Origin of the sequence: Paraburkholderia sp. 40 (genome assembly GCF_050434105.1) — a bacterium.
Lineage (GTDB): Bacteria > Pseudomonadota > Gammaproteobacteria > Burkholderiales > Burkholderiaceae > Paraburkholderia > Paraburkholderia tuberum.
The window spans coordinates 2476848-2489807 of the sequence record NZ_JBNPVY010000004.1 but is presented as its reverse complement, the minus strand read 5'-3'; the positions used below and the strand labels follow the sequence as shown (position 1 = coordinate 2489807).

At 64.5% G+C, this 12960-nt stretch carries 12 protein-coding genes; 5 read left to right on the top strand and 7 right to left on the bottom strand.

Annotated elements, in window-relative coordinates; genetic code table 11:
- The first annotated feature begins 148 nt into the window (after positions 1–148).
- The gene (gene lpxC, locus OKW28_RS33290) at positions 149–1066 is read left to right on the top strand and encodes a UDP-3-O-acyl-N-acetylglucosamine deacetylase (protein ID WP_429451817.1); all 918 of its coding nucleotides are present in this window, start codon (positions 149–151) and stop codon (positions 1064–1066) included.
- 63 nt (positions 1067–1129) lie between these two features.
- Here lpxC and OKW28_RS33285 read toward each other — a convergent pair whose 3' ends face one another.
- On the bottom strand, positions 1130–1612 hold the full coding sequence (locus tag OKW28_RS33285) for a DciA family protein (protein ID WP_429451815.1): 483 nt from the start codon (positions 1610–1612) through the stop codon (positions 1130–1132).
- A gap of 285 nt (positions 1613–1897) precedes the next feature.
- Between OKW28_RS33285 and secA the strand changes: the two genes are divergently transcribed.
- From secA to OKW28_RS33265, 4 genes are all read left to right on the top strand, one after another.
- The gene (gene secA / locus OKW28_RS33280; RefSeq protein ID WP_429451813.1) at positions 1898–4714 is read left to right on the top strand and encodes a preprotein translocase subunit SecA; all 2817 of its coding nucleotides are present in this window, start codon (positions 1898–1900) and stop codon (positions 4712–4714) included.
- Positions 4715–4867: 153 nt separating this feature from the next.
- A complete protein-coding gene (gene argJ, locus OKW28_RS33275) occupies positions 4868–6109 on the top strand; it encodes a bifunctional glutamate N-acetyltransferase/amino-acid acetyltransferase ArgJ (protein ID WP_429451811.1) in 1242 nt (413 codons plus the stop codon).
- Between the two features lie 37 nt (positions 6110–6146).
- A complete protein-coding gene (locus OKW28_RS33270) occupies positions 6147–7016 on the top strand; it encodes an ATP-binding protein (RefSeq protein WP_090801949.1) in 870 nt (289 codons plus the stop codon).
- On the top strand, positions 7013–7459 hold the full coding sequence (locus OKW28_RS33265; RefSeq protein ID WP_429451809.1) for an NUDIX domain-containing protein: 447 nt from the start codon (positions 7013–7015) through the stop codon (positions 7457–7459). The genes OKW28_RS33270 and OKW28_RS33265 overlap by 4 nt, the downstream gene beginning before the upstream one ends.
- A gap of 87 nt (positions 7460–7546) precedes the next feature.
- Here the strand turns inward: OKW28_RS33265 and yacG are convergent, their stop codons facing one another.
- From yacG to OKW28_RS33235, 6 genes are all read right to left on the bottom strand, one after another.
- On the bottom strand, positions 7547–7750 hold the full coding sequence (gene yacG / locus OKW28_RS33260) for a DNA gyrase inhibitor YacG (RefSeq protein WP_090801947.1): 204 nt from the start codon (positions 7748–7750) through the stop codon (positions 7547–7549).
- 123 nt (positions 7751–7873) lie between these two features.
- Positions 7874–8629: a cell division protein ZapD gene (zapD, locus tag OKW28_RS33255; RefSeq protein ID WP_008921182.1), complete on the bottom strand. Its 756-nt coding sequence runs from the start codon at positions 8627–8629 to the stop codon at positions 7874–7876.
- Between the two features lie 188 nt (positions 8630–8817).
- A complete protein-coding gene (gene coaE, locus OKW28_RS33250) occupies positions 8818–9432 on the bottom strand; it encodes a dephospho-CoA kinase (protein WP_429451808.1) in 615 nt (204 codons plus the stop codon).
- A gap of 3 nt (positions 9433–9435) precedes the next feature.
- A complete protein-coding gene (locus tag OKW28_RS33245) occupies positions 9436–10377 on the bottom strand; it encodes a prepilin peptidase (protein WP_429451806.1) in 942 nt (313 codons plus the stop codon).
- 27 nt (positions 10378–10404) lie between these two features.
- Positions 10405–11640, bottom strand: coding sequence for a type II secretion system F family protein (locus tag OKW28_RS33240; protein WP_429451804.1), 1236 nt, complete (start codon positions 11638–11640; stop codon positions 10405–10407).
- Positions 11637–12893, bottom strand: coding sequence for a GspE/PulE family protein (locus OKW28_RS33235; protein WP_429451802.1), 1257 nt, complete (start codon positions 12891–12893; stop codon positions 11637–11639). The genes OKW28_RS33240 and OKW28_RS33235 overlap by 4 nt, the downstream gene beginning before the upstream one ends.
- Between the last annotated feature and the right edge of the window lie 67 nt (positions 12894–12960).

Here is a 12960-nt window from a genome sequence, read left to right as displayed (position 1 = left end):
CACGCTTTCCGTCGCTGAGCCCGGCGGGTAATGCAGCGAAACAGATTGTCACGTTCCCCGCAAAGACGCTGGTCTGGGGATTGGAGTATAATTCGCGCTATGGAATAAAAAATCCTGATTAGGATTTTCAATCGAATAGAAGACCACCATGTTGAAGCAGCGCACAATCAAATCGATCGTCAAGACTGTCGGCATCGGGCTGCACTCCGGCCGTAAAGTCAATCTGACGCTCCGGCCGGCGGCGCCGGGCACTGGCATCGTGTTTTCGCGCGTGGATTTGCCCACGCCGGTGGACATTCCTGCGTCGGCGATGGCGATTGGCGATACGCGTCTGGCTTCCGTGTTGCAGAAAGACGGCGCGCGCGTGTCGACCATCGAGCATCTGATGTCCGCCTGCGCCGGTCTTGGCATCGACAACCTTTACGTCGACGTCACCGCCGAGGAAATCCCGATCATGGACGGCAGCGCGGGTTCGTTCGTGTTCCTGATCCAGTCGGCGGGTATCGAAGAGCAGAACGCGCCGAAGAAATTCATCAAGGTCACGAAGCCGGTTGAAATCCGTGACGGCGACAAGTTCGCGCGCCTCGATCCGTACTTCGGTTTCAAGCTCAAATTCACGATCGACTTCCGTCACCCGGCCGTGGACAAAACCGGTCAGGCGTTGGAAGTGGATTTCGCCAACACGTCGTACGTGCGCGAAATCGCGCGTGCCCGCACGTTCGGCTTCGCGCATGAAGTGGAAATGATGCGTGAGCTTGGCCTCGCGCGCGGCGGCAGCATGGACAACGCGATCGTGCTCGACGAGTACCGCATCCTGAACAACGACGGCTTGCGTTACGACGACGAGTTCGTCAAGCACAAAATGCTCGACGCCATCGGCGACCTGTACGTGGTCGGCCACCCGCTGCTCGCGTCGTACACCGCGTACAAGTCGGGCCACGGTCTGAACAACGCGTTGCTGCGTGAACTGCTCGCGCACGAAGACTCGTACGAAATCGTCACTTTCGACGACACGCAGAAGGCCCCGCGCGGCTTCGCGTACGAGACGCAGACTGCGTTCGCATAAAGCCAGCGTAACAGGCAAGCAAATGAAAAACGGCCCCTCGGGGCCGTTTTTTTCGTCGAGCGTTCAGCGATTGCGCCGATGCCGCGCGGCCATGCGCGCGAGCGCCTCCTGCAACGGCGAAGGCTCAAGCGATTCGCTCAACGCCTGCAGCGCGGCGGCGCCCGCCGGCGTCATGCGCGCCTGTTTTACGGGCGGCGGTTCTTTCAGCGGCTGCGGCCGCACGCGAATCTTCAGCGCCTGCACGGGCCAGCCGCGCTGCTGCAAATCCGCCAGCAGCCGCGGCTCCAGATGCCGCAGACGCGCCGCGAGCGCGTTGTGCGCGGCGAACAGGGCCAGCACGCCCTCCTTGATGAAGCCAGGTTCGACGCTCGTCGCCAGATAATCGGGCAGCAACTCGCGCAGATCCTTCTCGAGCGCGGCGATCTGCTCGACGCCTGCGCGCAGCGCAGCGAACGCGTCCGTGCGGCCGAGTACCTCGGCAAGCGGTTGCGGACGGCGCCGATCGAACTGCTTCGGCGATCTTGAAAAGGTCGAAAAACGGCTCATGTTTGGGATTGACGACGTGAACTCGCCCCATGCGCGCTCACGCCGCGATTGTACCGCGCGGGCAGCTTGCGAAGTCGGTCCGCGCCGCGCCGGAGGTTGCCGGGCGGGGCTGGCGGAGGCCGGCGCCGTCACGCCTGCGACACGAGCGCGGCCGGAGGCGCGTGCTAAAATGCCCGATTCGAATTCACTCTTGGACTAAGCCGCCGAGGACTTTCCGACCCAGGCGCGGTATGCGCATAGTGCATACCGCGAGCCAGCCGAAGCCGCGACGCAGACACCGATCCGATGACCACCGGTTTTCTACAGAAGATTTTTGGCAGCCGTAATCAGCGGCTAGTCAAGCAATATCAAAAGACCGTCGCGGCGATCAATGCGCTCGAGCCGCAGATCGAGCAATTGACGGATGACCAACTGCGCGCCAAAACGGGTGAATTCCGCCAGCGCGTCGCGAGCGGCGAATCGCTCGACAAGATCCTGCCGGAAGCGTTCGCGGTCTGCCGCGAGGCCAGCAAGCGGGTGCTGAAGATGCGCCACTTCGACGTGCAGCTGATCGGCGGTATGGCGCTGCACTACGGCAAGATCAGCGAAATGCGCACCGGCGAGGGCAAGACGCTCGTCGCGACGCTGCCGGTCTACCTGAACGCGCTGTCGGGACGCGGCGTCCACGTGGTCACGGTCAACGACTACCTCGCGCAGCGCGACGCCGAATGGATGGCGCGTCTCTACAACTTCCTCGGTCTGTCGGTCGGTATCAACCTGTCGCAGATGGAGCACACGGCGAAGCAGCAAGCCTACGCCGCCGACATCACCTACGGCACCAACAACGAATTCGGCTTCGACTACCTGCGCGACAACATGGTCTACGAGACCGACGCGCGCGTGCAGCGTAGCCTGAACTTCGCGGTCGTCGACGAGGTGGACTCGATCCTGATCGACGAAGCGCGTACGCCGCTGATCATCTCCGGCCAGGCCGAAGATCACACCGAACTCTACGTGCGCATGAACGCGCTGCCGCCGCTGCTCGAGCGCCAGATCGGTGAAGAGAAGGCGGACGGCACCGGCGTCGAGAAGCCGGGCGACTACACGCTGGACGAAAAAGGCCGTCAGGTCTTCCTGACCGAGTCGGGCCACGAAAAGGCCGAGCGCCTGCTCTCCGAGTGGGGCCTGATCGGCGACGGCGAAAGCCTGTACGCGCCGCAGAACATCACGCTGATGCACCACGTGTACGCGGCGTTGCGCGCGCACACGCTGTTCTTCAAGGATCAGCACTACGTCGTGCAGAACGGCGAAGTGATCATCGTCGACGAATTTACCGGCCGTCTGATGGCCGGCCGCCGTTGGTCTGACGGTCTGCACCAGGCGGTCGAGGCGAAGGAACACGTGAAGATCCAGAGCGAGAACCAGACGCTCGCATCGATCACGTTCCAGAACTACTTCCGCATGTACGCGAAGCTGGCCGGCATGACCGGCACGGCCGACACCGAAGCGTACGAATTCAATGAGATCTACGGTCTCGAAACGGTCGTGATCCCGACCAACCGTCCGCCGAAGCGGATCGACAAGCAGGATCAGATCTACAAGACCGCGAAGGAACGCTACGACGCGGTGATCCGCGACATTCGCGAGTGCTTCGAACGAGGTCAGCCGGTGCTGGTCGGCACGACATCGATCGAGAACTCGGAGCTGCTGTCGCATCTGCTGAAGCAGGTCAGCTTGCCGCACGAAGTGCTGAACGCGAAGCAGCACGCGCGCGAAGCGGAGATCGTCGCCGAAGCGGGCCGTCCGCAGCGCATCACGATCGCGACCAACATGGCCGGCCGTGGTACGGACATCGTGCTCGGCGGCAACGCGGAGAAGCAGGCGTCGTTCATCGAGCAGGACGAAACGCTCGCCGCCGACGAAAAGCAGCGCCGCATCCAGAAGCTGCACGACGAATGGCAGACGCTGCACGATCAGGTGAAGGCTGCGGGCGGTCTGCACATCATCGGCACCGAACGTCACGAGTCGCGCCGGATCGACAACCAGCTGCGCGGCCGTGCGGGCCGTCAGGGCGACCCGGGTTCGTCGCGCTTCTATCTGTCGCTGGAAGATCCGCTGCTGCGCATTTTCGCGGGCGACCGCGTGCGCGCGATCATGGACCGCCTGAAGATGCCGGAAGGCGAGGCGATCGAAGCGGGCATCGTGTCGCGCTCGATTGAATCGGCGCAACGCAAGGTCGAGGCGCGCAACTTCGATATTCGTAAGCAATTGCTCGAATACGACGACGTATCGAACGACCAGCGCAAGGTGATCTACCAGCAGCGCAACGAACTGCTCGAAGCGAACGACATCACCGAGACCATCAGCGCGATGCGTCACGGCGTGGTCGGCGACATCGTGCATCAGTTCGTGCCGGTGGGCAGCATCGAAGAGCAGTGGGACGTGCCCGAGCTCGAGGAAGTGCTGCGCAACGAATGGCAGCTCGACCTCGCGATTCAGGAAATGATCAACGAGTCGAACTCGATCAGCGCGGAAGAGATTCTCGAAGCGGTCGAGGCCGCCGCGGACGAAGGGTACGAGGCGAAGGTCCAGCTGGTCGGCCGCGAATCGTTCAGCGCGTTCGAGCGCTCGATCATGCTGCAGACGCTCGACCGCGCGTGGCGCGAGCATCTGGCCGCGCTCGATCATCTGCGTCAGGGCATCCATCTGCGCGGCTATGCGCAGAAGAACCCGAAGCAGGAATACAAGCGCGAGGCGTTCGAACTTTTCGCCGCGATGCTCGACGCCGTGAAGCTCGAAGTCACGCGCATCGTGATGAACGTGCAGATCCAGTCGCCGGAGCAGCTCGAAGCGGCCGCGGAGCAGATGGAAGAGCAGGGCGGTCATCTGGAGAACGTCGAGTTCCGTCATGCCGAGTTCGCGGAAGCCGGCGCCGCCGCGCCGGTCGCGGCCGAAGCGGCCGCCGCCGCGATGATCGGCGACGCGATGAGCCACGGCCACGGCGCAGCGCCGCAGGCGGCCGTGCACATGAATACCGACAACGTGCCGAAGGTCGGCCGCAACGACCCGTGCCCGTGCGGCAGCGGCAAGAAGTACAAGCAGTGCCACGGCAAGATCGCCTGATGGCGATGCGGCGCGCTTCCGGGCGCGCCGTGTCGTTTTTAAGCGCCGTTTGGCCGTTTTGATTTCGCGGGTGACCCGGCAACCCACCCGGGTCATCAGTTCCGTTTCCCCGATGCCGGCGTCCGCCGGCATTTTCTTCGACAGGTCGCGACCATGGCTGTCAACTTTCCCTCGATCGATCCCGCTCAACTCCAACCCGTCGCCGGCGTCACGCTAGGCTGGGCGGAAGCGAATATCCGCAAACCGAACCGCAAGGACGTGCTCGTCATTTCCGTCGACGAAGGCGCGACGGTAGGCGGCGTGTTCACGCAGAACCGCTTCTGCGCGGCGCCCGTCACGGTCTGCCGCGAGAACCTGCAGCGCGTGCGCACGGGTGGCAAGCCGATTCGCGCGCTGGTGATCAACACCGGCAACGCGAACGCGGGTACCGGTGAGCCGGGCCTCGCGGCGACGCGCGAAACCTGCGCGGAACTCGCGCGTCTCGCCGACATCGCGCCCGAGCAGGTGCTGCCGTTCTCGACGGGCGTGATTCTCGAACCGCTGCCGGTCGATCGTCTGAAGGCGGGCTTGCCGGCCGCGCTCGCGAACCGCAAGGAAGCGAACTGGTACGGCGCGGCGCAGTCGATCATGACGACCGACACGCTGCCGAAGGCGAGCTCGCGTCAGGTCACGATCGACGGTCACACGGTCACGCTGACCGGCATCAGCAAGGGCGCCGGCATGATCAAGCCGAACATGGCGACCATGCTCGGCTTCCTCGCGTTCGACGCAGCCGTCGCGCAGCCGGTCCTCGACGAACTCGTGAAGCACGTCGCGGATCGCTCGTTCAACTGCATCACGATCGATGGCGATACGTCGACCAACGATTCGTTCATCCTGATCGCGTCGGGCAAATCGAGCCTGCCCGCGATCACGTCCACCGATTCGCCCGTTTATGCAGCGCTGCGCGACGCGGTGACCGAGGTTGCGCAGAACCTCGCGCAACTGATCGTGCGCGACGGCGAGGGCGCGACCAAATTCATGACCGTGCATGTCGAAGGCGGCTCGAGCGTCGGCGAATGCCGCCAGATCGCCTACGCGATCGGCCACTCGCCGCTCGTCAAGACGGCCTTCTATGCATCGGACCCGAACCTCGGCCGTATTCTCGCGGCCATCGGCTATGCCGGCGTTGACGATCTCGACGTCGGCAAGATCGATCTGTATCTGGACGACGTGCTGGTCGCGACTGCCGGCGGCCGCAACCGGGCCTACCGCGAAGAAGACGCCCAGCGCGTGATGAAAAAAAGCGAGATCGGCATTCGCGTCGTGCTCGGCCGCGGCAATGCGCAAGCCACGATCTGGACCTGCGATCTGTCGCACGACTACGTGAGCATCAACGCCGACTACCGCTCGTAATCAGCTTCAAAGCGCGGCCGCGGGCCGCCTACTCACCATGGACAAACTCGAACAGTTTCTGAACCGGGCCGAAGCCGTGCTCGGCCGCCTGGAAGCGATGCTTCCGCCCGCCGCGCCGGACATCGACTGGTCGGCCGCGGTCGCTTTCCGCTGGCGCAAGCGCCAGGGTCGCGGCTACTTGCAGCCGGTGCATGCCATTTCGCCGATCACGCTCGACGACCTGCAGAACATCGATCGCCAGAAGGGGTTGATCGAACAGAACACGCGCCAGTTCGTGCGCGGTCAGCCGGCCAACAACGTGCTGCTGACGGGCGCGCGCGGTACCGGCAAGTCGTCGCTGATCAAGGCGTGCCTGAACGCGTATGCGAAAGACGGTCTGCGCCTGATCGAAGTGGACAAGGACGATCTGCACGACCTCGGCGACATCGTCGATTTGATCGCGAAGCGGCCGGAGCGCTTCGTCGTATTCTGCGACGACCTGTCGTTCGAAGAAGGCGAGTCGGGCTACAAGGCGCTGAAGGTCGCGCTCGACGGCTCGGTGGCCGCGCAGTCCGACAACGTACTGATCTATGCGACGTCGAACCGCCGCCATCTGCTGCCCGAGTACATGAGCGACAACGAGACGTACAAGCACACCTCGGACGGCGAGATTCATCCGGGTGAACTGGTCGAAGAGAAGATTTCGCTGTCCGAGCGTTTCGGGCTGTGGGTCAGCTTCTATCCGTTCAAGCAGGACGACTACCTGACGATCATCGCGCACTGGCTGCGTCATTTCGGTTGCGACGACGCCGAGATCGAATCGGCGCGCGGCGATGCGCTCGTGTGGGCGCTCGAACGTGGCTCGCGTTCGGGACGGGTCGCATGGCAGTTCGCGCGCGACTGGTCCGGCCGTAAGACGCCGGCATGAGCGACGCTAACAAAAGCGCCGGCAATAGCGCCGGCGCCAACGGCGCGGGCCGTCCGGTCACCGAAGTCGCGGTCGGCGTGCTGGTGCAGCCGGATGGGCGCTATCTGCTCGCGCAGCGTCCGACGGGCAAGCCGTACGAGGGTTACTGGGAGTTTCCGGGCGGCAAGCTCGAAGCGGGCGAATCGGTCGAGACCGCGCTCGCGCGCGAACTGCACGAGGAGCTGGGAATCGAGGTCGAGGCGAGCCATCTGTGGCATACGCTCGAACACGATTATCCGCACGCCTATGTGCGCCTCTTCTTCTGCAAGGTGACGCAGTGGTCGGGCGAGCCGCACGGGCGTGAAGGCCAGGCCTTCGTCTGGCAGAGCATGCCTGCGGATGTCTCGCCGTTGCTGCCGGCCACGATCCCGGTGCTGGAGTGGCTCGCGGCTGAGAAGAAGTGATTGATTGAAGGCAGTGACTGAAAAAGCCACGCGGTAGCGGGCGCTGTATCGGCAGCGCCGGTTCGCGTGGCTTTTTTACTGACTCGCTCAGTGCGGGTTGTAGTCGCCGCGCGGCGTTTCCTCTTCGGACGAAGATCCTTCCTGTTCGTTGCCGCCAATCCTGTATTTTTCAGCGGCCCATGCGCCCAGATCGATCTGTTTGCAGCGCTCGGAGCAGAACGGACGGAAGCGGCTCTCGGAGGTCCAGCGGACATCTTTACCGCAGGTAGGACATTTGACGACGGTAGGCATACGGTCGGACGGTCAATCGCAAACGGAACAAGTAACGAATATAGGGCTATTTCGCGCCGGTTCAAAGGCGCGTTCGGTCAAATCCGGTGTGCGCTGCTCAATGCGGCGGTGATTGACAGGCGATTACAGGCTGCAGAGCGTGAGTTGGAACGGCACGTCGACGTCGACCGCGCGCGGCCGCAGATCGCCGTCCTGCACCGTAAAGCGCACCCACAGCATGTACTTGTTGGCGCTCGCTTCGGGAATCACGCGCAATTCGGGAGCGACGCGAACCTGCATCAATTGATACGAGCGGCCCGACAGCATTTGCTGATAGCTGCCTTGCATCGCCATCACCTTCGACGCCTGGCCCGACTCACGCGCGAGCCGCAGCACGATGGTGGCCGCGTCGCGCAGCGGCAAAAGCGGTGTCACCCACTTGGCGATGTCCTGGCGACGCTGATCGGGATGCAACTGTTGCCACGCGTAGTACGAGGGCAGGTCGAATTTGCAGGTACCACCGGGGATGATTGCGCGGCTGCGAATGCTCGCGAGCCACTCGTTGTCTGCAAGATGCTGGCCGGTCTTGCCTTGCATCTGCGTGAGCCCCGCAAGCGTCTGCTCGATTTCGCCGAGCACCGCTTCGAGCGCGTTCTGCTCGATGCCCGGATTGCCGCGAAATGGCGCGAGCGTTTGCCGCTGCCGCTCGAGCTCTTTCATCAGATCCGATTTCAGATCCGCGCGGCCCGCCACTTCGGAGATTTCGAACAGCGTTGTCAGTGCGACGTGATGTTCCCGCGCGTCTTCCTGAGTCAGAAAGAACGTGAAGCGCTCGAACAGATCTTCGAGCCGCAACAGCGTCCGGATTCGCTCATTGAAGGGGTACTCGTAAAGGATCAAGCGGGCTCGCCTCGGGCGTGGTCGGTGACAGGAATGCAAAACATTCTAATGCCGTGGGACTACCCAGGCAATCACGCACTTTTTCTGCGCGCTTTCGCAACTTTTTTGTGAGTTCCCGGTGTTGTGAGCGCTTCGGCTCCCGCGTGCGCGCAAAGTTCAATGTGCCGGTGACGACGCGTCTGCGCGCGCTACAACTCGGCATCGCCCTTCGCCAGCGACAGATAGGCTTGATGGTGAGCGTCCACCTGCGCCTCGAGTTCTTCGAGCGGCGCATTGTCATTGACGATCACGTCGTCGGCGGCGGCGAGCCGCGCTTCGCGCGTGGCCTGGCGCGCAATGATTGCGAGCACCTGCTCACGGCTGAAGCCGTTGCGGCTCATCACACGCGCGATCTGCGTGTCGACGCTGCAATCGACGGTGAGCACGCGATTCACGCGGTTCTTCCAGGTCCCGGACTCGACCAGCAGCGGCACCACGACGATCACATACGGTCCTTTCGCTTCGCGCTCTTCGCGCTCGGTTTCCGCGCGAATCAGCGGATGCGTGATGCCTTCGAGACGTTTGCGCGCGGTCTCGTCGCTGAACACGAGCGTGCGCATGCGCGCGCGATCGAGGGAGCCGTCGGCGGCGACGAATTGCGCGCCGAATTCGGCGGCGATGTGCGGCATTGCGAGGCCATGCGGCGCGGTGATGCGATGCGCGATCACGTCCGTGTCGACGAGCGGCACGCCGAGCGCGGCGAACAGATCGGCCACCGTCGATTTGCCGCTGCCGATGCCGCCAGTGAGTCCCACAACGAACATGGTTCAGCCCCCCAGAGCCAGATAAAGCGGCGTGCCGGCAAACAGCGTCAACACACCGCCCGCCGCGAGAAACGGCCCGAACGGCAGCGGCTCCTCGAAGCGCATTCGGCCGCGCCACGTCGCCGCGAGGCCGATCACGGCACCGGCCACCGCGGCGACCAGCACGATCTGCGGCAGCGCAGGCCAGCCGAGCCACGCGCCGAGCGCGGCGAGCAGCTTGAAGTCGCCATAGCCCATGCCTTCGATACCACGCACGAGCTTGAACACCCAATGCACGGCCCACAACGCCAGATATCCGAAGATAGCGCCGAGCACCGCATCATGCAGATTCGTGAACATGCCGTTGAAATTGACGATCAGGCCGCCCCACAACAGCGGCAGCGTCAAGGAGTCGGGCAGCAAATGCGTGTCGACGTCGATCGCGCTCATTGCGAGCAACGTCGCGCACAGGCCGAACGCGGCGAGTGCCATCAGCGTCGGGCCGAACGCTATCAGTGCGCCTGCCGCGAAAGCGGCGCTCGCGATTTCGAGCAGCGGATAGCGTGCGCTGATATGCGTGCCGCACGCGGAACAACGGCCGCGTAACAGCAGGTAGCTCAGCACCGGCAAGTTTTCCCACGCGCTCAGCACATGGCCGCAATGCGGGCACGCGCTGCGCGGCACCCACAGGTTGTAGCGCGCGGGCAGTCCGTGGTCGGGCGGCGGCTCGTCGGTGGTCTCGCTGATTTCGGCGCGCCATGCACGCTCAAGCATGATCGGCAATCGATGCACGACCACGTTCAGGAAGCTGCCAATCACGAGGCCAATCACGATCGCGAATGCGATCTGCGCGCCGGCGGGCAGGCTCGCGAGCGCGAGGCCGATATCGCTGGCAAAGCGGCCCGACAGTAAGCCCGCGAGCAGGCTGGAGGAAGTTTGTGACACGAGTGGAAGAGGAGCCTGCATGGTGACGAAGTGGATTCGGCTGCGATGCTACACCACGTTGCCGAGTTGAATAATGGGAAGATACATCGCGATGACGAGGCCGCCGACCAGTGTGCCGAGCACGACGATCACGAGCGGTTCACACAGGCTCGATAGCGTGCCGATCCTGTCGTCGACCTGGCGATCCGCAAGCGACGCGACATCGAGCAGCATGCTGTCGAGCGCGCCGGATTCCTCCGCGACCGCAACGGGCTGCACGACTTCGGGAGGAAAGCAGCGGGCCGCGAACATAGCCGCGGCGAGCCGTTCGCCGCGCCGCAATCTGATGGCGATGCTTGCCGTCGCGCGATCGAAGAAGGCATTGCCGGTCGCCTGAGTGAGCGAATCGAATGCGTCGGCGAGCGGCGTGCCGGCGGACAGCAAGGTGCCAAGCGCGCGACTCCAGCGCGCCGCGCACAGCGTGCGCAGCAGCGGGCCGGCCACCGGCAGGTCGAGCGACAGGCGCGCGAAGCGGATGCGCGCGCTTACCGAACGACGCAGCACGAGCGTGATGGCCGAGCTCATTGCGAGCATCAGTATGAACAGCGGCACACTCCAGCGCGCGGCGGCCGCCGAGAGCGCCAGCACGAACTGCGTCGGCGCGGGCAGCTTCGCGCCGAAGCCATCGAAGATCTGCTTGAACGTCGGCACGACCCACACCAGCAATGCGGCAGTTATCGCGAGCGCGAGCAGCAGGATTGCGGCTGGATAGGTGAGAGCCGCGCGCACCTTCGCGCGCTGCGCAGCGGCGCGTTCGCGATCGTCGGCGAGGCGGGCGAGCACGGTGACGAGCGCGCCCGCCGCTTCGCCCACCTCGACGAGCTGGCAATACAGCGCATTGAACTGCGCCGGGTGCCGCTGCAAGGCCGCCGAAAACCGCAGGCCGGCGGTGATGTCGCGCGCGACAGTGCCGACGATGCGCGGCATGCCTTGCCGCTGACCCGACGTCGACGCCTGCGCGAGTAGTTCGAGCGCGGGCGCGAGCGGCAAACCGGCACGCAGCAGACTGGACAGTTGTCGCGTGAACAGCGTGACAGCGGCCGCGCTCGTCTTCGGGCGTGGCGCCGGCCCTTGCGTTGCGAGTTCGACGATAAAGAGGTTGTCGCGTTTGAGCATCGTGCGTGCGGCGCTCGCGTCGGGCGCGATCAGCGTGCCGCTTTGGCGCGTGCCGTCCGCGTCGACGCCGCGCCATCTGAAGCGTAGGTCGGCTGAGGCGGACCGGGTTGGTGACAGCGCGGTACTCATGCGACCTCCGTGGCGGCGAGCGCTTCGGCGAGACTCGTGGTGCCGTCGCGCACGCGCGCAAGCGCCGCGTCGCGTAACGTCGCGACCTGTTCCATCTGGGCGAGGCGGGCCAGCTCGTGCGCGCCCGCGCTTGCGACGATCTGCTCACGCATCGCGTCGGAGACGGGCATCACCTGATGAATGCCGACGCGCCCCCGATAGCCGATGCCATGACAAACCGCGCAGCCGGTCGCCGCATACGGTTGCCAGCCGTCGAGCTCATGTTCGCTAAAGCCCGCAGCGTGGAGTGCCGCCGGCGAATGCGGCGCGGGCGCGCGGCATGCGACGCACAGTCGCCGCACCAGCCGCTGCGCGGTCACCATGCGCAGCGCGGCGGCAAGGTTGTACGGCTCGACACCGATGTCGATGAGCCGCGCGATGGCCGCGGGCGCGTCGTTCGTATGCAGCGTGGACAGCACGAGGTGACCGGTTTGGGCGGCCTTCACGGCAACGTCGGCGGTTTCGTTGTCGCGGATTTCGCCGACCATGATCACGTCCGGGTCCTGACGCAGAAAAGCCCGCAGCGCGACCGCGAAAGTCAGTCCGGCTTTTTCGCGCACGCTGACCTGGTTGATGCCGGCCAGCTGGATCTCGGCTGGGTCTTCCACCGAGCAGAGGTTGCGTGCCTCGCCGTTCAGCAGGTTCAGGAAGCAGTACAGCGATAGTGTCTTGCCGCTGCCCGTCGGTCCGGTGACGAGCATCAGACCGTGCGGCGCGCGGATCGCGCCGTCGACGGCTTCGCGCTGCCGCGGATCGAGGCCGAGCGAATCGAGCGAAAGATCGGCGGGCAACGCGTCGAGCCGTCGTAGCACGAGCTTTTCGCCGAACAGTGTCGGCAGCGAATTGACGCGGTAATCCTCGAGCCGCCCTGGCGACGTCGCTAGGCGTAGCCGGCCGTCCTGCGGCACGCGTCGCTCGGCGATGTCCATGCGCGCGAGCACTTTCACACGCGTGACGAACGCGTCGCGCAGATGGGCGGGCGGCCGCGGGATTTCATGCAGCACGCCGTCGATACGCAGGCGCACACGCCAGCCATGCTCGGCCGGCTCGATGTGGATATCCGACGCATTGCGCCGCGTCGCTTCGTGCAACGTGTCGGTCAACAGACGCACGGCTGGGGCGTTGTCGGGATCGTTCAGACTCGTTGCGCTGGATTCGCCGTCGACAGCGAGTGGGCGCGGCAATGCCGCGGCGGTGGCAAAGGGTGTTTGCATGAGAGACCGGTGATGAACCGCCTTTAGAACATGACGGCTTCATCTTCCGGTTGCGGGCGTCCGAATG